Source organism: Pseudomonas sp. L13, assembly GCF_009935965.1.
Taxonomy (GTDB): domain Bacteria; phylum Pseudomonadota; class Gammaproteobacteria; order Pseudomonadales; family Pseudomonadaceae; genus Aquipseudomonas; species Aquipseudomonas lactis.
On sequence record NZ_QODJ01000029.1, the window covers coordinates 38,317 to 57,829 of the forward strand.

17 protein-coding genes are annotated in these 19,513 nt (G+C 61.8%); 9 read left to right on the forward strand and 8 right to left on the reverse strand.

Annotated elements, in window-relative coordinates; translation table 11 throughout:
• Nucleotides 1-33: 33 nt before the first annotated feature.
• Genes adeC through DK871_RS15970 form a run of 3 tightly spaced genes read right to left on the reverse strand, consistent with a single transcriptional unit; the run spans nucleotide 34 to nucleotide 5,801 of the window.
• Entirely contained in the window at nucleotides 34-1,491 is a 1,458-nt protein-coding gene (adeC, locus tag DK871_RS15960; protein ID WP_161905713.1) for an AdeC/AdeK/OprM family multidrug efflux complex outer membrane factor, read from the reverse strand.
• The gene (locus tag DK871_RS15965; protein WP_161905714.1) at nucleotides 1,488-4,649 is read right to left on the reverse strand and encodes an efflux RND transporter permease subunit; all 3,162 of its coding nucleotides are present in this window, start codon (nucleotides 4,647-4,649) and stop codon (nucleotides 1,488-1,490) included. Before DK871_RS15965 ends, adeC begins: the two co-directional genes overlap by 4 nt.
• Before the next feature lie 3 nt (nucleotides 4,650-4,652).
• A complete protein-coding gene (locus DK871_RS15970) occupies nucleotides 4,653-5,801 on the reverse strand; it encodes an efflux RND transporter periplasmic adaptor subunit (protein WP_054898422.1) in 1,149 nt (382 codons plus the stop codon).
• Nucleotides 5,802-6,066: 265 nt separating this feature from the next.
• Between DK871_RS15970 and DK871_RS15975 the strand changes: the two genes are divergently transcribed.
• Nucleotides 6,067-6,699 (forward strand): TetR family transcriptional regulator, encoded by a 633-nt coding sequence (locus DK871_RS15975; RefSeq protein WP_056790401.1) that lies wholly within the window; start codon nucleotides 6,067-6,069, stop codon nucleotides 6,697-6,699.
• A gap of 332 nt (nucleotides 6,700-7,031) precedes the next feature.
• Here DK871_RS15975 and DK871_RS15980 read toward each other — a convergent pair whose 3' ends face one another.
• Genes DK871_RS15980 through DK871_RS15990 form a run of 3 tightly spaced genes read right to left on the reverse strand, consistent with a single transcriptional unit; the run spans nucleotide 7,032 to nucleotide 9,610 of the window.
• Nucleotides 7,032-8,087 carry an alkene reductase gene (locus DK871_RS15980; RefSeq protein ID WP_161905715.1) on the reverse strand — a complete coding sequence of 352 codons (1,056 nt, stop codon included), beginning with the start codon at nucleotides 8,085-8,087 and terminating at the stop codon, nucleotides 7,032-7,034.
• Nucleotides 8,088-8,113: 26 nt separating this feature from the next.
• Nucleotides 8,114-9,280 (reverse strand): MFS transporter, encoded by a 1,167-nt coding sequence (locus DK871_RS15985; RefSeq protein ID WP_161905716.1) that lies wholly within the window; start codon nucleotides 9,278-9,280, stop codon nucleotides 8,114-8,116.
• 18 nt (nucleotides 9,281-9,298) lie between these two features.
• A complete protein-coding gene (locus DK871_RS15990; protein WP_003189349.1) occupies nucleotides 9,299-9,610 on the reverse strand; it encodes a helix-turn-helix transcriptional regulator in 312 nt (103 codons plus the stop codon).
• 155 nt (nucleotides 9,611-9,765) lie between these two features.
• Between DK871_RS15990 and DK871_RS15995 the strand changes: the two genes are divergently transcribed.
• Nucleotides 9,766-10,344 carry an ACP phosphodiesterase gene (locus DK871_RS15995; protein WP_161905717.1) on the forward strand — a complete coding sequence of 193 codons (579 nt, stop codon included), beginning with the start codon at nucleotides 9,766-9,768 and terminating at the stop codon, nucleotides 10,342-10,344.
• A 119-nt stretch (nucleotides 10,345-10,463) separates the two neighbouring features.
• On the opposite strand, the gene DK871_RS16000 is transcribed toward DK871_RS15995, so the two are convergent.
• Both DK871_RS16000 and olsB read right to left on the reverse strand, forming a co-directional pair.
• Entirely contained in the window at nucleotides 10,464-11,255 is a 792-nt protein-coding gene (locus tag DK871_RS16000) for a lysophospholipid acyltransferase family protein (RefSeq protein WP_161905718.1), read from the reverse strand.
• Nucleotides 11,255-12,010 carry an L-ornithine N(alpha)-acyltransferase gene (gene olsB, locus DK871_RS16005; protein WP_003189352.1) on the reverse strand — a complete coding sequence of 252 codons (756 nt, stop codon included), beginning with the start codon at nucleotides 12,008-12,010 and terminating at the stop codon, nucleotides 11,255-11,257. Before olsB ends, DK871_RS16000 begins: the two co-directional genes overlap by 1 nt.
• A gap of 185 nt (nucleotides 12,011-12,195) precedes the next feature.
• Here olsB and DK871_RS16010 point away from each other — a divergent pair, with 185 nt between their 5' ends.
• From DK871_RS16010 to DK871_RS16040, 7 genes are all read left to right on the forward strand, one after another.
• Nucleotides 12,196-13,269, forward strand: coding sequence for a serine hydrolase (locus tag DK871_RS16010; protein ID WP_161905734.1), 1,074 nt, complete (start codon nucleotides 12,196-12,198; stop codon nucleotides 13,267-13,269).
• A complete protein-coding gene (locus tag DK871_RS16015; protein WP_161905719.1) occupies nucleotides 13,266-13,580 on the forward strand; it encodes an amidase in 315 nt (104 codons plus the stop codon). The genes DK871_RS16010 and DK871_RS16015 overlap by 4 nt, the downstream gene beginning before the upstream one ends.
• A gap of 258 nt (nucleotides 13,581-13,838) precedes the next feature.
• A complete protein-coding gene (locus DK871_RS16020; protein ID WP_161905720.1) occupies nucleotides 13,839-15,017 on the forward strand; it encodes a M20 aminoacylase family protein in 1,179 nt (392 codons plus the stop codon).
• 169 nt (nucleotides 15,018-15,186) lie between these two features.
• Nucleotides 15,187-16,497: a citrate-proton symporter gene (locus tag DK871_RS16025; RefSeq protein WP_032893098.1), complete on the forward strand. Its 1,311-nt coding sequence runs from the start codon at nucleotides 15,187-15,189 to the stop codon at nucleotides 16,495-16,497.
• Nucleotides 16,494-17,936, forward strand: coding sequence for an amidase (locus DK871_RS16030; RefSeq protein ID WP_161905721.1), 1,443 nt, complete (start codon nucleotides 16,494-16,496; stop codon nucleotides 17,934-17,936). Before DK871_RS16025 ends, DK871_RS16030 begins: the two co-directional genes overlap by 4 nt.
• Before the next feature lie 64 nt (nucleotides 17,937-18,000).
• On the forward strand, nucleotides 18,001-18,759 hold the full coding sequence (locus DK871_RS16035; protein ID WP_161905722.1) for a helix-turn-helix domain-containing protein: 759 nt from the start codon (nucleotides 18,001-18,003) through the stop codon (nucleotides 18,757-18,759).
• A gap of 172 nt (nucleotides 18,760-18,931) precedes the next feature.
• Nucleotides 18,932-19,513 (forward strand): YceI family protein, encoded by a 582-nt coding sequence (locus DK871_RS16040; RefSeq protein WP_161905723.1) that lies wholly within the window; start codon nucleotides 18,932-18,934, stop codon nucleotides 19,511-19,513.

Genomic DNA, 19,513 nt, shown 5'->3' on the forward strand with positions numbered 1-19,513 from the left:
CCCACCTTGAAGGTGGGCTTTTTATAAGTGCTATCAGAACAACTTCAACGGTGGTGCTTCTTCTTTCAATGGCTCGCTCTTTGCAGTCTGCTCGTTCCAGCCACCGCCGAGGGCCTTGTACAGGTTGACCTCGCTGGTGAGCTGCGCCAGGCGGTCGGTGATCAGCGATTGCTGGGCACTGAACAGTTGGCGCTGGGCGTCGAGGAAGGTCAGGTTGCTGTCGACACCAATGCGGTAGCGACGCTCGGCCAGGCGGTAGTAATCCTGGTTAGCCTCGACGAAGCCGCGCTGGGCATCCAGTTGCTGCTTGTAGGTCGCACGCGCGGCGAGGCCGTCGGAGACTTCCTGGAAGCCGGTCTGGATGGCCTTCTCGTAGTTGGCTACGTTGATCTCTTTCTGGATCTTCGAGTAGTCCAGGCTTGCGCGCAGGCTACCGGCGTTGAAGATCGGGATGTTGATCTGCGGGGCAAACGCCCAGGTCCCCGAACCGCCTTTGAACAGGCCGCCCAGGGTAGGGCTGGCGGTACCGGCGCTGGCGGTCAGGCTGATGCTCGGGAAGAACGCCGCACGGGCCGCGCCGATATTGGCGTTGGCCGCCTTGAGGTTGTACTCGGCCTGCACAATGTCGGGGCGACGTTGCAGCAGGTCCGAGGGCAAGCCGGCCGGTACTTCACTGAGCAGGTCATCGGACAGCGGCTTGCTGGCGATATTGGCCGGCAGGCCGGTGCCCAGCAGCAGGGTCAGGCTGTTTTCGTCCTGGGCCACCTGGCGGGTGTAACGGGCCAGTTGCACACGGGCGTTTTCCACCGAGGTGCGTGCCTGGCTGAGGTCGAGGGCCGAGGCCACGCCCACTTCATTGCTGCGCGAGGTGAGCTTGTAGCTCTGCTCGAATGCGCCCAGGGTGTCCTGGGTCAGCTTGAGCAGCTCCTTGTCGGCCTGCCAGGTCAGGTAGGCATTCGCCACGCTGGCCACCAGGCTGATTTGGGTGCTGCGGCGCGCTTCTTCAGTGGCGAAGTACTTTTGCAGCGCTTCTTCACTGAGGCTGCGCACGCGGCCGAACAGGTCCAACTCATACGAACTGATGCCCAGGCCCGCCGAGTACTGGCTGGCGATGGTCGATTCGCCGGTCTGCGACAGCTTGGCCGGGGTGCGCGAGCGGCTGCCGTTACCGGTGGCCGACACGGCCGGGAACAGATCGGCACGTTGGATCTGGTATTGCGCCGCATAGGCGTCGATGTTCAGCGCCGCGACACGCAGGTCACGGTTGTTCACCAACGCGGTCTGGATCAATTGCTGCAGGGCAGGGTCATGGAAAAACTGCTTCCAGCCTTGCTCGGCAGCGGCCTGGCTCGGCGCCTGGGCCGACGAATACGCCGGCCCCTGCGGGAACTGCGCGGCCACCGGCGCTTCGGGGCGCTGATAGTCAGGTATCAGCGAGCAGCCACTGAGCACGAATGCGGTGACGGCTAGGGAAAGTAGCGACTTGCTCATTGGCCAGCCTCTTTAGGAGTTTCAGTGGTGTCTTTCTTTTTGCGTTCGCCAGCGGCGGACACGGTTGCGTAGAACAGCGGCACCCAGAAGATCGCCAGCACAGTGGCCGTGATCATACCGCCGATAACGCCGGTACCGATTGCGTGCTGGCTGCCTGAGCCGGCGCCGGTGGAGATTGCCAGCGGCAGTACGCCGAGCATGAACGCCAACGAGGTCATGATGATCGGGCGCAGACGCATGCGGGATGCTTCGATAGCCGCCTCGACGATGCCTTTGCCTTGCTCGTGCAGTTCCTTGGCGAATTCCACGATGAGGATGGCGTTTTTCGCCGCCAGGCCCACCGTTACCAACAGGCCCACCTGGAAGAACACGTCGTTGGACAAGCCGCGCATGCTGGTGGCGATCAACGCACCGATCACACCCAAAGGTACAACCAGAATTACCGCGATCGGGATCGACCAGCTTTCGTACAGTGCCGCCAGGCACAGGAACACGACCAGCAGCGACAGTGCGTACAGCGCTGGCGCCTGGGAACCGGAAAGGCGTTCTTCGTACGACAGGCCTGTCCAGGCATAACCGATACCGGCCGGCAGCTCTTTGGCAATGCGTTCGACTTCGGCCATCGCGTCACCGGTACTGTAGCCCGGTGCCGGGGTACCGAGGATTTCCATCGCCGCTACACCGTTGTATCGCGAAAGCTTGGGCGAACCGTAGATCCACTGGCCCGACGAGATAGCCGACAGCGGCACCATTTTCCCGTCGTTGCTGCGCACGTACCATTTGTCCAGGTCTTCGGGCGACATGCGGCTGGCGGCGTCACCTTGTACATACACCTTCTTCACGCGACCACGGTCGATGAAGTCGTTGATGTAGCTACCACCCAAGGCAATGGCCAGGGTCTGCTGGATATCGGCGAGGCTGATGCCTTGGGCACTGGCCTTCTCGTCGTCAACGGTCAGCTCGTACTGCGGCTCATCGTTCACGCCGTTAGGACGTACGCCGGCCAGCACCTTGCTTTGTGCCGCCGCGCCCAGGAACTGATTACGTGCAGCCATCAGCTTGTCGTGGCCGACGCCACCCTGGTCTTGCAGGAACACGTCGAAACCTGTGGCGTTACCCAACTCCAGTACCGAAGGCGGCACGATGGCAAATACCATGGCGTCCTTGAAGGCCCCGAAGAAGTAACCCTGGGCACGCTTGGCCACCTCGAACACCGACTGGCTCGCATCACGCTCATCCCATGGCTTGAGCATTACGAACGCAAGCCCCGAACTCTGGCCACGACCGGCGAAGTTGAAGCCGTTCACGGTAAACACCGACTTCACCGCCTTGCCTTCGCCTGGCTCGCCTTCCTTGTCGTTCAGCAGGAAGGCGCGCATGTCGTCGACGACTTTCTGCGTGCGTTCAGCCGAAGCACCGACCGGGGTCTGTACCTGGGCGAAGATCACACCCTGGTCTTCCTCAGGCAGGAACGCGCTTGGAATACGGGTGAACATCCAGATCATGCCGGCCAGGATCAGCGCATACACCAGGAACGCAGGGATCTTGTGCTTGATCATGCCGCCCACGCCGCGCTCGTACTTGAGTACGCCACGATCGAAGGTGCGGTTGAACCAGCCGAAGAAGCCGCGCTTGGGTTGGCCGTGTTTTTCCGGATCAATCGGCTTGAGCATGGTGGCGCACAATGCCGGGGTGAAGATCAGGGCAACCAGTACCGACAACGCCATCGCCGAAACAATGGTGATGGAGAACTGCCGGTAGATCACGCCGGTGGAACCACCAAAGAACGCCATTGGCAGCAGTACCGCCGACAGTACCAGGGCAATACCCACCAGGGCGCCCTGGATCTGGCCCATGGACTTGATCGTTGCTTCCTTGGGCGACAGGTGCTCCTCGGCCATTACCCGTTCGACGTTTTCCACCACCACGATGGCATCGTCCACCAGCAAGCCGATGGCCAGGATCATGCCGAACATGGTCAGGGTGTTGATGGTGAAGCCGCACGCCGCCAGGATCCCGAAGGTACCCAGCAATACCACCGGTACGGTCATGGTGGTGATGATGGTGGCGCGAAAGTTCTGCAAGAACAGGAACATCACCAGGAACACCAGCACGATCGCTTCGACCAGGGTGTGAACCACACCGGAGATCGACTCGGTCACGACCGGGGTGGTGTCATACGGCACCACCGCCTTCATGCCAGGCGGGAAGAACGGCTCCAGGGACTTCACTGTTTCGCGGATGGCCTTGCCAGTGTCCAGTGCGTTGGCACCGGCCGCCAGCTTGATTGCCATACCCGAAGCCGGCTTGCCGTTGAACTGTGCACTGATGCTGTAGTTCTGGCCGCCCAGTTCGATGCGCGCGACGTCACCCAGGCGAACCTGGGAGCCATCGGTGTTCACCTTCATCAGGATCTTGGCGAATTCCTCGGTGCTTTGCAGGCGCGTCTTGCCGATGATCGTGGCGTTCAGCTGGGTGCCGGGCAGGGCAGGCAGGCCGCCTAGTTGGCCGGTGGCCACCTGCACGTTCTGAGCCTTGATGGCATTGCTGACGTCCACTGGCGTGAGCTGGTAGTTGTTCAGCTTGGCCGGGTCGAGCCAGATACGCATGGCGTACTGTGAACCGAACACCTGGAAGTCACCCACCCCCGCAGTACGGGAGATCGGGTCCTGGATGTTGGACACGATGTAGTTGGAGAGGTCGTCCTTGGTCATGCTGCCGTCTTCCGACACCAGACCGATCACCATCAGGAAGTTCTTCACCGACTTGGTCACGCGGATACCCTGCTGCTGCACTTCTTGCGGCAGCAGTGGGGTGGCCAGGTTCAGCTTGTTCTGTACCTGAACCTGGGCGATATCCGGGTTGGTACCCTGGTTGAACGTCACGGTGATGGTCATGCTGCCGTCGGAGTTACTGTCCGAGGAGACATAACGCAGGTTGTCGATACCGTTGAGCTGTTGCTCGATGACCTGCACCACGGTGTCCTGCACGGTTTGTGCGGACGCGCCTGGGTAGGTCACCTGGATATCAATGGCCGTTGGCGCAATGGCCGGGTATTGGTTGATGGGCAACTTCAGGATCGAGAGTGCCCCGACCAGCATGATCACCAGGGCAATTACCCAGGCGAAAATGGGACGGTCGATAAAAAATTTCGACATGGATTACTCCCCTTGACCAGCAGCGGCAGCAGGCGCTGCAGCGGTACCGGCGGGTTTGGCGTTGGAGGCTTCCGTGACCTTCACCTCGGCGCCCGGCTTGACGTACTGCAAGCCTTCGGTGATGACGCGATCACCGGCATTGAGGCCTTTTTCCACCAGCCAGTAGGCACCGGCGGTACGGTTGGCAACCAGTTCGCGTTGCTCGACCTTGTTGTCCTTGTTCACGATCAGCGCCGTCGGAATGCCGCGCAGGTCGCGGGTCACGCCTTGTTGCGGCGCCAGGATGGCCTTGCTGTTCACACCGGCCAGCAGCTGGGCGTGCACGAACATGCCCGGCAGCAGCACGTGGTCAGGGTTGGGGAACACGGCACGCAGGGTCACGGAACCGGTGGTCTGGTCGACCGACACTTCGGAGAACTCCAGCTTGCCGTCCTGGGCGTAGGCCGTGCCGTCTTCCAGGGTCAGCTTGACCTTGGCAGCGTTTTCGCCGGCTTTTTCGAGTTGGCCACTGGCCAGGTCGCGACGCAGCTTGAGCATTTCAGCCGAAGATTGCGTGACATCGACGTAGATCGGGTCCAGTTGCTGAATGACCGCCATGGCGTCGGCCTGGCCGTTGCTGACCAGTGCGCCTTCGGTTACCGAAGAACGGCCAATACGCCCGGAGATCGGCGCGTACACCTTGGTGTAGCGCACGTTGATCTGGGCGGTTTGAACGTTTGCTTCGGCGGTCATGCGGTTGGCGACGGCAGTGTCGTATTCCTGACGGCTGACGGCTTGCTCATCGACCAATTGCTTGTAGCGATCGGTGATGGACTTGGTCTGGGTCAGGCTGGCTTGCGCGCTTTTGAGCGTGGCCTCATACACCGACGGGTCGATCTGGTAGAGCTGTTGCCCTTCCTTCACGTCGGCGCCTTCCTTGAACAGGCGCTTGAGAATGATGCCGTTGACCTGCGGCCGAACTTCCGCAATGCGGAAGGCCGTGGTGCGGCCTGGCAGCTCGGTGGTCAGGGTATAGGCTTGCGGTTGAATGGTGACCACGCCGACCTGAGGGGTTTGAGCGGGCGGTGCCGCTTCTTCCTTTTTACATCCGCTGAGCAGCGATGCCAGGGCGACGGCAGTGACCAGAGCGGTAACAGCTGGCTTAAGTTGCATGAAGATCCTCGGGTCAGGCGCGCAGAGTGCGCACAAGAAGTGTGGAAGGGTAAAAAACAAGCCATGAGTGGATAAGTAGCTTGCTACGCAATATACTTACGTTCATGGTTGTTTGTAAACTCTTGACAGGCTTCGCGCAATGTTGACAAAGCACCGCCGCAAGCCTCGATTCTAGTACGTTCGGCGCCCATGATGGCGTCGTCCCACAATTATTCAGATGGTGGTCAAGTACCATCCACAGTGTCCTGATTGAGGTTTTACTGCCATGGTTCGTCGCACCAAAGAGGAAGCTCAGGAAACGCGCAGCCAGATTCTCCAAGCCGCCGAGCAAGCCTTTTATGAGCGTGGCGTGGCGCGCACCACCCTGGCGGACATCGCTGCGCTGGCAGGGGTGACGCGCGGGGCTATCTATTGGCATTTCAGCAATAAGTCCGATTTGCTCCAGGCCCTGCTCGACACGCTGCACGAACCTCTGGACGAACTGGCCCGGGCCAGTGAAAGCGAGGATGAAGTCGACCCGCTGGGCTGTATGCGCAAGCTGCTGATTCATCTCTACCATGAAGTGGCCCTGGACCCGAAAACCCGGCGCATCAACGAGATTCTGTTTCATAAGTGCGAGTTCACCGATGAAATGTGCGACATGCGCCGCCAACGCCAGACCCACAGCCTGGAATGCAACCTGCGTATCAGCCTGACGCTGCGTAACGCGGTCAATCGCGGGCAACTGCCTGAAAATCTCGACACCACCCGCGGGGCCGTCTGCATACATGCCTTCATCCACGGTTTGATCGGCCAGTGGCTGCTGGTCCCTGATAGCTTTGAACTGCACCAGGACGCCGAGCGCTGGGCTGACATAGGGCTGGACATGCTGCGCCTGAGCCCCAGCCTGCGCAATTGAAACAAAATGCGTAATTGCAACCCGTTGTGTCAACAGTAAAGCCTAAGGACGGTCAATCGTCCTTCTGCCTGATTTGTGGGGTGACTTTATATACGGCATGACGGGCGGTTGATAGGTAGCCGGCTAAGTATTTTGTAGCGATATTGTTGCCGTTCTGTGAAGCGATGTTTCCAAGCGGCACAAATGTGGGAGGGAGACTTGCCCCTTACACTGTAGGAGCGAGCTTGCTCGCGAAAAACTAACAGGCGCCGCGTTCATTCAGGAAGCGCGCGTTATCGTTGACGTTTTTCGCGAGCAAGCTCGCTCCTACAGTATTGGGTTTGCGGGTTACGTTAGATCGGCAGCGTCGGGTAGTCGATGTAACCCACCGGGCCTTTGCCATAGAAGGTTTGCGGCTGCGGCTCGTTCAACGGTGCATCAGCCTTCAGCCGCGCCGGCAGGTCCGGGTTGGCGATGAAAGGAATACCGAAGGCCACTGCGTCCGCCTTGCCCGCCGCCAGCCAGGCATTGGCGCTGTCTTTGGTGAAACGCTCGTTGGCGATGTATGCGCCGCCGAAGGCTTTTTTCAGCTGTGGACCAAGGCTGTCCGCGCCTTCTTTTTCGCGCGAGCAGATGAACGCGATACCGCGCTTGCCCAGTTCGCTGGCGACGTAGGTGAAGGTTTCGGCGAGGTTGTCGTCGCCCATGTCATGAGCGTCAGCACGCGGTGCCAGGTGCACGCCTACGCGGCCGGCGCCCCAGACGTCGATGGCGGCGTCGGTGACTTCCAGCAACAGGCGCGCACGGTTTTCCAGGGAGCCACCGTACTGGTCGGTGCGCTGGTTGGTGCTGCTTTGCAGGAACTGGTCGAGCAGGTAGCCGTTGGCGCCGTGGATTTCCACGCCGTCGAAACCGGCGGCCTTGGCGTTCTCGGCGCCGGTGCGGTAGGCGTCGACGATGTCGGCGATTTCAGCGGTTTCCAGGGCGCGCGGGGTAGGGTAGTCGGCCAGCGGGCGAACCAGGCTGACGTGGCCTTTAGCCTGGACTGCACTCGGGGCCACTGGGGTTTCGCCGTTGAGGTAGGACTCGTGGGAAATACGGCCAACGTGCCACAGTTGCAGGAAGATCTTGCCACCCGCGCCATGCACGGCCTTGGTGATGTTGGCCCAGCCCCGTACCTGGTCGTTGGACCAGATGCCCGGCGTGTCCGGGTAGCCCACGCCCATGGGCGTTACGGAGGTGGCTTCGCTGAGGATCAGCCCGGCGGATGCGCGCTGCACGTAGTATTCGGCCATCAGCGCGTTGGGCACGCGACCGGCATCCGCGCGGCAGCGGGTCAACGGTGCCATGATGATGCGGTTCGACAGTTGCAGGTCGCCCAGTGTGATCGGATCGAAAATAGTCGTCATGGAAAAACACCTTCTCTTTAAGTTGATCAGTGGGTCGCGGGGGCCAGGTCGGCATTGGCGCCCTGACGGAAAGTGATCAGGGTCACCAGCAGCGCGAGAATCGCCAGTGCTGCAGCGGCCAGCGGCACGCTGGTCAGGCCGAAACCGTGGGCAATCACGCTGCCGCCGACCCAGGCGCCGAGGGCGTTGCCGATGTTGAAGGCGCCGATGTTCAGGGTGGACACCAGGTTCGGCGCGGCCTTGCCGAAGGTCACCACGTTGATTTGCAGCGCCGGCACGGCGGCGAACGAGGCGGTGGCCCACAGGAACAGGGTGATTTCAGTCGGGATCAGCGCAACGCTGGTCCAGCTCAGCACCGTGGACACCACTGCCATGCTGATGAACACGCCGATCAGGGTGGCCGCCAGGCGCTTGTCCGCCAGTTTGCCGCCGATGATGTTGCCCACGGTGAGGCCCAGGCCGATCAGCAGCAGGGTCCAGGTCACGCCCTTGGGCGACACGCCAGTGACATCGCCGAGCAGCGGCGCGACGTAGGTAAAGAGGGTAAACATGGACGCGGCAAACAGCGCGGTCATGCTCAACGACAACCAGATACCGGCACCCTTTAGGGCGGCCAGTTCGGCGCGCATATCGAGTTTTTCTTCGTCACGCTTGGCGGGCAGGAAGCGAATAAGGCCGATCAAGGCGATCACGCCAATCACGGTCACCGCCCAGAAGGTCGAGCGCCAGCCGGCTTGCTGGCCCAGCGCCGTGCCCAGGGGCACGCCCAGCACGTTGGCCAGGGTCAACCCGGTGAACATCAATGCCACGGCCGACGCACGTTTGTTGGCCGGCACCAGGTTGGCCGCCACCACCGAACCAATCCCGAAGAAGGCACCGTGGCACAGCGCCGTGACCACACGGGCAAACATCAGGACGTTGTAGTCGCTTGCCAGGGCGCAGAGCAGGTTGCCGATAATGAAAATACCCATCAACGCTACCAGCGCCGCCTTGCGTGGCAGCTTGGCGGTAGCCAGTGCCATGAACGGTGCGCCGATGGCCACGCCCAGGGCGTAGCCGGTCACCAGCCAGCCGGCGCCGGGAATCGACACACCCAGGTCCGCCGCCACATCGGGCAGCAAGCCCATGATGACGAACTCGGTGGTGCCGATGGCGAAGGCGCTCAGGGCCAGTATGAGTAGCGAGAGGGGCATGGGGCGTGTCCTTGGTGATTACGGCGCGCTGAGTTCGGTGATGAGCGCCGTGAGAAAGGCTTGGATCACTTCCTCGTTGCGCTTGAAAAAGTGCCACTGCCCGGCCTTCTGGCTGCTGATCAAACCCGCCCGTTGCAAGGTGGCTAGGTGGGCCGACACGGTCGACTGCGACAAGCCGCAGCGCTGGTCGATCTGCCCGGCGCAGATGCCGTATTCGTGGTTGTGCAATTGCTCGGGGAACTGCACTTTCGGGTCTTTTAGCCAGGTGAGGATGTCTCGTCGTACTGGGTGCGCCAGGGCTTTTATTATTTCGTCGAGGTCGATGGACATGGCAGGGTGCTCGGTGTCGTAAAGCGTTATATCGCGATAAGGCGAACTTTAAATCGTAATATCCCGATACACCAATATGATTTTGATCTGAGGCCAAGACGAATCGGTATATCGGGTTATAACGATATGAGAGTGGCAGTGGTAGACTGCGCGGCATGAATTATCTCGCACATCTGCACCTGGGCGGCCAACTTCCTGCGCAATTGCTGGGCAGCCTCTATGGCGACTTCGTCAAAGGCCGCCTGCAGGGCCAGTTCAGCCCACAAATCGAAGCGGCGATCCAGCTGCATCGCTCCATCGACCGGTTCACCGACAGCCACCCCTTGGTAGGGGCGGCGTTGTCGCGTTTCAGCCAGACCCGCAGGCGCTATGCAGGCATCGTCCTCGATGTGTTTTTTGACCATTGCCTGGCGCGGGATTGGGCGCTGTATGCCGACCAGCCCCTGGAGCGTTTCACGTCCCAGGTGTACCGGGTGTTGGCGGCCGAACCCGCGTTGCCGGGGCGGCTGGCGCAGATTGCACCCTACATGGCGGCGGATGATTGGTTGGGCTCGTACCGCGAGTTTGCGGTGATGGACCAGGTGCTGCGGGGGATTTCGCGGCGGCTGACACAGCCTGAAGAGTTAGGGTATGCGATGCAGGAGTTGCGGGTTTTGTATGAGCCGTTGAGTGAAGACTTTCGACTGTTCTACCCAGAGTTGCAGAAATTTGCACAATCTCATCTGACTACATGAGATGTGAATGTGGGAGCTGGCTTGCCTGCGATAGCGGCCTACCTGTTGAGAATGCTGTGGCTGACCCACCGCCATCGCAGGCAAGCCAGCTCCCACATTTGGATTGTGTTCACATTGCTTCAAGCTGCGAATGCAGGCCGAGCGGCCACTTGCTCAGCCTCCGGCACAGGCCCGAACAACGCCTTCTGCACCGCCTGCTGCGCTTGATACGCCAACGCCGCACGTTCCTGCCCGGCGCAGGCAATCGGCTTGAGCACATGAATCTCCACATCGCCGCGGTCATTGGAAAACAAGCGCATCAGGTGCGAGAGCAAATCATCATCGCCAATAAAGGGCGCCAGCGGGTCGACTTGGCCGTCGCGCAGATACCGAATCGCTACCGGCTGCAGTGACACATCCGCATCGATCGCGCTGGCCAGCAAGCGCCCGTGGAACGTGCGCAGGCCGCGACCGTCAGTGGTGGTGCCTTCGGGGAACATCAGCAAGGGGTGCTGTTGCTCCAGATGACGGGTCATCTGCTTGCGGATCAACTGGCTGTCACCTGAACCGCGACGAATAAACAGGCTGCCCGCCTTGGCCGCCAACCAGCCCGCCACCGGCCAGGTGCGCACCTCGGCCTTGGACAAAAACGACATCGGCGCCACCATGCCCAGCAACGGGATATCCGTCCACGACACATGATTGCTCACCCACAGCATCGGCGTTTGCGGCAACTCGCCATGCACCGTCACGCGAAAGGGCAGGGCGTTGGTCAGTCGTGCCATAAAGAAGCGCGACCAACGCTGGCGCCGCACCATCGAGTTAGCCACGCCCAGGCGCTCGAACAGGCCGAACACACTGGCCATGCTCAACCCCAGCCCCACCACCAACAGCACGCGGGCGATGCGCCCGTAAATGCGCAGGCGGTTCATCACATGGCCGCCTTGAAGTGGCGCGCGTAGCGCGGGCACAACTCGTCGCGCTTGAGCAGGATAAACACGTCGGCCACCTGGAAGTCTTCATCCCAGCACGGCTCGCCGCAGATCTTCGCGCCCAGGCGCATGTAGGCCTTGAGCAGCGGCGGCATTTCGGCGATGACGTTGGACGGCAAGTCCAGAGCCGGCAGCGGTTTTTTCGGTTCGGCGCGCAGGTGTTCGTTGCACAGGTAGCGCTCGCGCAAGCGCTGCATGATCGCGTGGGCCTGGATGCCGCCATCGTGCATCGGGATGCTCGCGCAGCCCATCAGGTAGCTGTAGCCGCCCTGGTTGAGCACCTCGGCCAACTCGCCCCAGAGCACCGCGATGGTGCCGCCGTTGCGGTAGGCCGGGTCGACGCAGGTGCGGCCAATCTCCAGGATCGGGCCCTGCAAGTGCAGCAGGCCATGCAGGCTGAATTCTTCTTCGCTGTAGAACCGGCCCAGGGTGCTGGCGGCCTGGTGGTCGAGCAGACGGGTGGTGGCGACGAGTCGACCGCTGTTCAAATCCCGCACGCCGATATGGCTGCAGTGAACATCATAGTCATCCATGTCCAGACCCAGTTCCGCGCCTTTCAGCTTGGCGTTGAATTCGCCGCTGAACACGTTGAACCGCAGGGCCTGGGCTTCCTGCAATGCCTGTGCGCCTACCAGGCGTTCGGCTTGCAGACGGCGTTCATTGCCTTTGTCGCTGATGCGGGCGATCTGAGTCATAGCGAGTCTCCGAGTGCCGGCCAGGTTGCGGCCAGTCGACTTTGTTGTCCAAAGTCAGGCTATGTAGCCTCGGTGTCAGCTCCATGAAGTTACGGTGACGGTTGGATGACAGCCCCCTTGTCGCAAATCTGTCACTGGCGTGAGCTAGGCTCGCGGGCTTGAATGCCCCCCTTGAGTTTGCGTCCATGGTCCGAGGCCTGTTGTGCGTTGCCCTGCTGTTTGTCACCGTGAATGCCCGCGCTGAAATCTGGCCTGAAAAGGAGTGGGCCGTGGGCACAGCCCTCGCCGGTCCCGCTGTCGATGCCCTGGACGCCTACGCTTTCCCACCCCGCGACGATGCCACCCGCACCGGTATTCGCACCGATGCGTTGCTGGTCATTCGGGATGGCGAAATCATCTATGAACGTTACGCGGCGCCCACCACCGCAAGCACGCCGCACCTGACCTGGTCGGTCAGCAAAAGCCTGATGGCTACCGTGCTGGGCGTGGCCTATGGGCAAGGCCGCTTCAAACTCAGCGACGCCGCTGCACGTTTCTACCCGGCGATGAAGCAGCACCCCAAGGTGAGCATGGCCGACCTGCTGCACTGGGCCTCGGGGTTGGATTGGCAGGAAGACTACGAATACGCCCCATTGCAATCTTCGGTGGTGGCGATGCTCTACACCCGTGGCCACACGGACATGGCGCAATTCGCAGCGGATACCGATGCGATCGCCGCCCCTGGCCAGGCTTTCCGTTATTCCAGTGGCGACAGCAATATCCTGTCCGCCGCGCTCAAGGGCATGCTCGGCCACAAGGCCTACATGAACTACCCGTGGGACGCGCTGTTCCAGCCCCTGGGCATTCGCGACGCAACCTGGGAAACCGATGCCGATGAGACGTTTGTCGCGTCGTCTTATGCCTACCTCACGGCCCGGGATCTGGCACGAGTAGGGTTACTGATGGCAAGGGATGGGCGTTGGGGTGAGCGGCAACTGCTGCCCAAGGACTGGGTCGCCTTCAACCGCCGGCCCTTCGACCACTACAAAGCCGGCCAGGATGAAGCCGTGCCGGGCGGTCATTGGTGGCTCAACACCGGCGCCCCCCAACCCTGGCCCGACGCACCGGCCACCACCTTCGCCGCGTTGGGGCACTGGGGCCAGGCGCTGTTTGTGCTGCCTGATGAACACCTGGTGATCGTGCGCTACGGCGATGATCGGGATGGCAGTTACCGGCATAACGAATTGCTCAAACGCGTGCTGGCGGCGGTGCGCTCATGATCCGTCGTCATCCGTTCATCAGCGTTTTACTGGTGTTGTTTATCGCACTCTTGGGCTGGGTTTGGCATGAGCGCGTCAACCTGCAAGCCTTCCCCGACATCATCGCGGCGTACACGGCCAAGGAGTATTGTTCGTGCCGGTATGTGGCCAACAACCCTGCGCAGTATTGCCGGGGGTATGTGAAGCAGTACGTGCCCATCAGTACATTTATCGACACGCCTGAGCGCAGTGAAGTAACGGTGAGTGGGTTGGGGCGTACGCATACAGCGCGATGGATGGGCAACCGCCAAGGCTGCCGTCTCAACCCCTGACACACCCAAATTCCCCTGTGGGAGCTGGCTTGCCTGCGATAGCGGCAGGTCAGTCAACATCATCGGTGCCTGTGCCGCCGTCATCGCAGGCAAGCCAGCCCCCACATTTGGTTCATCTGCGTTGGCTCACGAAAAAAGGCTCGGCCCTGAGGTTCCACAGAGTGGAACCACCTTTGATTGTCCTCACGCGCACATCGCGCTTAGCTGTCGATGTGTCGCCAACAAGAACGGGACCACCCGCCTGTGAGGAGAATCACCATGCGCCCGCACCAGCACATCCTGGATTGGCTCAGCGACGTTGCCAGCGACTTGCACGCTGTGCGTCACGATATCCACGCCCATCCCGAACTCGGCTTTGAAGAGAACCGCACCTCAGCGCTGGTCGCACAGTCACTCAAGGAGTGGGGCTATGAGGTGCACACCGGCATTGGCAAGACCGGTGTGGTCGGCGTGCTGCGCAATGGCAACAGCTCGCGCACGTTGGGCATTCGCGCCGATATGGACGCCTTGCCCATCGTCGAAAATACCGGCGCTTCCTACACCAGCCAGCATGCCGGCTGCATGCACGCTTGCGGGCATGACGGCCACACCACCATGTTGCTCGGCGCCGCGCGTTACTTGGCGGCGACGCGGCAATTTCACGGCACTTTGAACCTGATTTTCCAACCCGCCGAAGAAGGCCAGGGCGGCGCCGAGGCGATGTTGGCTGACGGCTTGCTGGAGCGTTTTCCCTGTGATGGGCTGTTCGGTATGCACAATATGCCGGGCTTGCCGGCGGGGCATCTGGGCTTGAGAGTGGGGCCGATGATGGCCTCCCAGGACCTGCTCACCGTGACCCTCGAAGGCGTAGGTGGCCACGGCTCGATGCCGCATTTGACCGTGGACCCGCTGGTGGCTGCCGCCAGCATGGTCATGGCGTTGCAAACGGTGGTGGCGCGCAATATCGACACCCAGGAAGCCGCCGTGGTCACGGTCGGCGCCTTGCAAGCGGGGCAAGCCGCCAACGTGATTCCCCAGCAAGCCCTGCTGCGCCTGAGCCTGCGCGCGCTCAACCCCCAGGTGCGTGAACAGATGCTGGAACGGGTCAACGCGATCATTCAGACCCAGGCCGCCAGCTTCGGCTGCACCGTGCAGATCGAACACCGCCCGGCCTACCCGGTGCTGGTCAACCACGCCGAAGAAACCGAATTCGCCCGCCAGGTCGGCGTGGCTTTGCTCGGTGCCGACGCCGTGGATGGCAACACCCGCACGCTGATGGGCAGCGAAGACTTCGCCTGGATGCTGCAACGCTGCCCCGGCAGTTACCTATTCATCGGTAACGGCGTGTCGCGGCCGATGGTGCACAACCCCGCCTATGACTTCAACGACGACATCCTGCTGACCGGCGCAGCCTACTGGGGCGCGCTGGCCGAGAGCTGGTTGAAACCAGCTGGATGATCCGAACACCTGTAGGAGCGAGCTTGCTCGCGAAAACCGCACAGGCGACACGGGCTCCCTGAAAGCGCTGCGTCTTCGTTAACGACCTTCGCGAGCAAGCTCGCTCCTACAGCAACGCCTTTTTCTGCCGCTGGACCCTTTCCCTGATCGGTTGAATGGAGTGTTCCTCATGCAGACTGCAAAACCTGGTGTCTCGCGCACCCGCCAAGTGGTGGCGGCCGTGATCGGCAACGCGTTGGAGTGGTATGACTTCATCGTCTATGGCTTTCTGGCCAGCATCATCGCCCGGCAGTTCTTTCCCTCGGAGGACGAATACGCCTCGCTGCTGATGGCGCTGGCGACTTTCGGCGTGGGCTTTTTCATGCGCCCGGTGGGCGGCATCCTGTTGGGCATCTACTCTGACCGCAAAGGCCGCAAGGCGGCGATGCAGTTGATTATCCGGCTGATGACCGTGTCCATCGCGCTGATCGCCTTCGCGCCGAACTACGCCGCCATCGGCATGGGCGCGCCGTTGTTGATCGTCGTGGCGCGCATGCTCCAGGGCTTTGCTACCGGCGGTGAGTACGCGAGTGCCACGGCATTTTTAGTAGAAAGTGCACCGGCCCATCGCAAGGGCTTGTATGGCTCCTGGCAACTGGTCGGGCAGTGCCTGGCGGTGTTCGGCGGGGCGGCGATGGTGGCGTTGGTCACGCATTTTTTTTCGCCCGAAACCCTCGACCTGTGGGGCTGGCGCCTGCCGTTTGTGCTGGGCTTGTTGATCGGCCCGGTGGGGTTGTGGATTCGCCGGCACATGGAAGACCCGGAAGAATTCATCGAGGCGCGCAAGCAAGCCACCGGCCCGGCGCCGAGCCTCATGCAAGTGCTGCGTGAGCATCGGCGCAGTATCCTGGTGTCGATGGGCCTGGCGTGCGGGGCGACGGTGTCGTTTTATGTGGTGCTGGTGAACATGCCGACCTTCGCCCACAAGAACCTCGGCCTGCCGCTGGATCAGGTGTTGATGGTGCAGATGTTTGCGGTGGCGTTGATGACCGTGGTGATTCCGTTATCCGGCCTGCTCTCGGATCGGTTGGGGCGGCGGCCGGTGTTGATGGCCTTCACCCTGGCGTTCTTCGTGATGGTCTACCCGTTGTATGTGTGGGTGGCCGCCGCGCCGTCCATCGAGCGCTTGCTCGTAATGCAGGTGATGTTGTGCACCGCGATTGGCGGGTTCTTCGGGCCAGCGCCGACGGCATTGGCCGAACAGTTCCCCATTGAGGTGCGCTCCACCGGCGTGTCGGTGGCCTATAACGTGGCGGTGATGGTGTTCGGTGGTTTCGCGCCGTTGATCGTGACCTGGCTGAGCAAGGTGCTGGGCACGCCGGTGGCGCCGTCATTCTATGTATTGTTTGCATGTGTGCTGACGCTGCTGGGCACTTACTGCATGCGCGAGGCACCCCGGGCGAGCAAGCCGTTGCCGTTTTCCAGAGAGGTGAAGCCTTGAGTATTGTTGACTGGGATGCCACTGAGCTGTCGCGGGCCATTCATGGGCGGCAGGTGTTGTGCGAAGAGGTGATGCAGGCGTACCTGGCGCAGATCCAGCGTTTTAACCCCGGCGTGAATGCGCTGGTGTCATTGCGCGACAGCGAGGCCGTGCTGGCCGAGGCGAGGGCCTGCGATCGTGAGTTGGACCAGGGCCACTCCCGTGGCTGGATGCATGGCATGCCCCAGGCCATCAAGGACCTGGCGGCCACCCAGGGCTTGCGCACCACCTTGGGCTCGCCGCTGTTCGCCGAGCATGTGCCTACCGAAGACGCCATCAGCGTGGCGCGGGTGCGGGCCAGTGGCGCGATCATCATCGGCAAGACCAACGTGCCGGAGTTCGGTCTGGGCTCCCACACCTACAACACGCTGTTCGGCACTACCGGCAATGCCTATGACCCGCGTCTTACGGCCGGTGGCAGCAGCGGCGGGGCGGCGGCGGCCCTGGCGCTGCGCATGCTGCCGGTGGCCGACGGCAGCGACATGATGGGCTCGCTGCGCAACCCGGCGGCGTTCAACAACGTGTTCGGCTTGCGCCCCTCCCAAGGGCGGGTGCCCCATGGGCCGATGCCGGAACTGTTCGTGCAGCAACTGGGCACCGAAGGCCCGATGGGGCGCAGCGTCACGGATGTGGCGCGGTTGCTGAGCACCCAGGCCGGTTACGATCCCCGCGCGCCGCTGTCCTCCCAGGCCGATCCGGCGGTGCTGGGCCAGCCGGTGCAGCGCGACTTCAAGGGCGCACGCCTGGGTTGGCTGGGGGACTACAACGGTTATCTGCCGATGGACGCGGGCGTGATGAGCCTGTGCGAAGCGGCGCTGGATGATTTCGCCAGCCTGGGCTGTGAAGTGCACAGCTGCCAACCGGACTTTTCCATGACGCGCCTGTGGCGCTGTTGGTTGGTACACCGCCATTGGCTGGTGCACGGCAACCTCGGCGCGGCCTACGCCAACCCGCAAAAACGCGCGCTGCTCAAGCCCGAAGCGCAATGGGAAGTGGAGGGCGGTCAGGGCTTGAGTGCCCAGCAGGTTTACCAGGCGTCGGTGGACCGCAGTGAGTGGTACCGCGCTTTGGCCAAGTTGTTTGAACGTTACGATTTCCTGCTGTTGCCCACTGCCCAGGTGTTCCCTTTCGATGCACAACAGCCGTGGCCGCGCCTCGTCGGTGGGCGTGAAATGGACACTTATCACCGCTGGATGGAAGTGGTGATCGGCCCGACCCTCGCCGGTTTGCCGAGCATGAGTATCCCTGTGGGCTTCAACCCCCAGGGCCTGCCCATGGGCCTGCAAATCATTGGCCCGGCCCAAGCCGACAGGGCCGTGCTGCAATTGGCCTATGCCCATGAACAACTGACCCAATGGGTACAACGCCGGCCGCCGGCGTGCCTTGCAACGCCCCGCTGAGCGCTGACCGGGCCTGTATCTTGCTGTGAAAAAAGATCATCCACCGGCAACAGGGAGATCGAACATGGAGACAGGCACCGTACGCTCGGTTGAGCGCGCACTGGCAATCGTCGAGTTGCTGGGCGAGCACCAGGCCCTGGGGCTGGAAGAGCTGCACTACCTCACGTGCCTGCCCAAGGCCACGGTGTCGCGCATGTTGCTGACCTTGCAGGAGCAGGGTTGGGTCTATCGGGGCCTGAGTGATCGGCGTTACCGCCTGCGTGCCCGGCGCTTGTTCGGCGATACCCAGCAACGCTTCAAGCGCCAGGTGGTGGAGAGCGCCGCGCCCTGGTTGCTGGAACTCAGCGAGCGCACCGGGCTGGTGGTGGATTTGTCGTGCTTCGATGGCGAGCGCCTGGAGGTCATGGAAAGTGCGATCCCCAGCGTGTTGCGAAAGCTGTACCCGAACAACTGCCAGATCGTCGGCCAGTACGCCAGCCTGTTTCACTCGGCGATGGGCAAGGCGTGCCTGACGCAATTGCCGGCTGAAGAAGTACAGCGCCTGGCAGGCCGTAATCATGTGGCGGCAGACGAGCACTATCGCGCATGCGAGCAAACCCAGCACCAGGGCTTTGGCCAGCGTACCGAAGGCTATTGGGAATACCCGGTGCGCTTGCCGTTCCTGATCCGAGCGGTGGCGCTGCCGGTGCGCGCCAATGGCCGCCTGGTGGGGAGCATGGCGCTGCATTGGCCCATGCATCAGGCGCCGGTGGAGCGGGTGTTGAATTTGCATATGGGCAGCCTTGAAGAAACGATCTGCGAAGTGCAGCGAACGCTGGTCTAAAAAACACTGCAAAACCCTGTGGGAGCTGGCTTGCCTGCGATAGCGGTCTGCCAGGCGAAAAATGGTTGACTGATACACCGCCATCGCAGGCAAGCCAGCTCCCACAATGAATTTGCGCCGGTTGTGAGATTGCGCTTAAGGTTCGTCCAGGTTTTTTGCCCCACGAGTCCATATGTTCAACGTCAAACCTCTGGTCTTCACACTGCTGACCTGTGCAGCAGTGCCCGCCCACGCCGATTGGTACCTGGATAACGAATCCTCACGCCTGTCCTTCGTCACCACCAAAAACACCGAGATAGCTGAAGTGCAGCGCTTCCTGGTACTGCACGGCAAGGTCGACGCCAAAGGCGCAGCTCAGTTGGAAGTGGAACTGGAGTCGATCAACAGCGGCATCCCGCTGCGCGACGAGCGCATGCGTAGAGAGCTGTTCGAGATCAAGACCTTCCCCGAAGCGCAGATCAGCGCGCAGATCAATCTGCAGCCCATCAACGACCTGGCGTCCGGCGCGCAGCTGGAATTGCGCCTGCCCCTGAGCGTCACGCTGCATGGCAAGACCCAGACCTACAGCGCCGAGCTATTGGCCACGCGCCTGGATGATCGACGTTTCCAAGTGGTGACCCTGGAGCCTGTGGTATTGCATGCCGAAGATTTCGACCTGGCGCCCGGTGTGGCTACCTTGCGCAAGGCGGCGGGGCTCAAGTCGATCAGTTTGTCGGTACCGGTGGGTGCGGTGCTGATTTTCACGGCGCGCTGA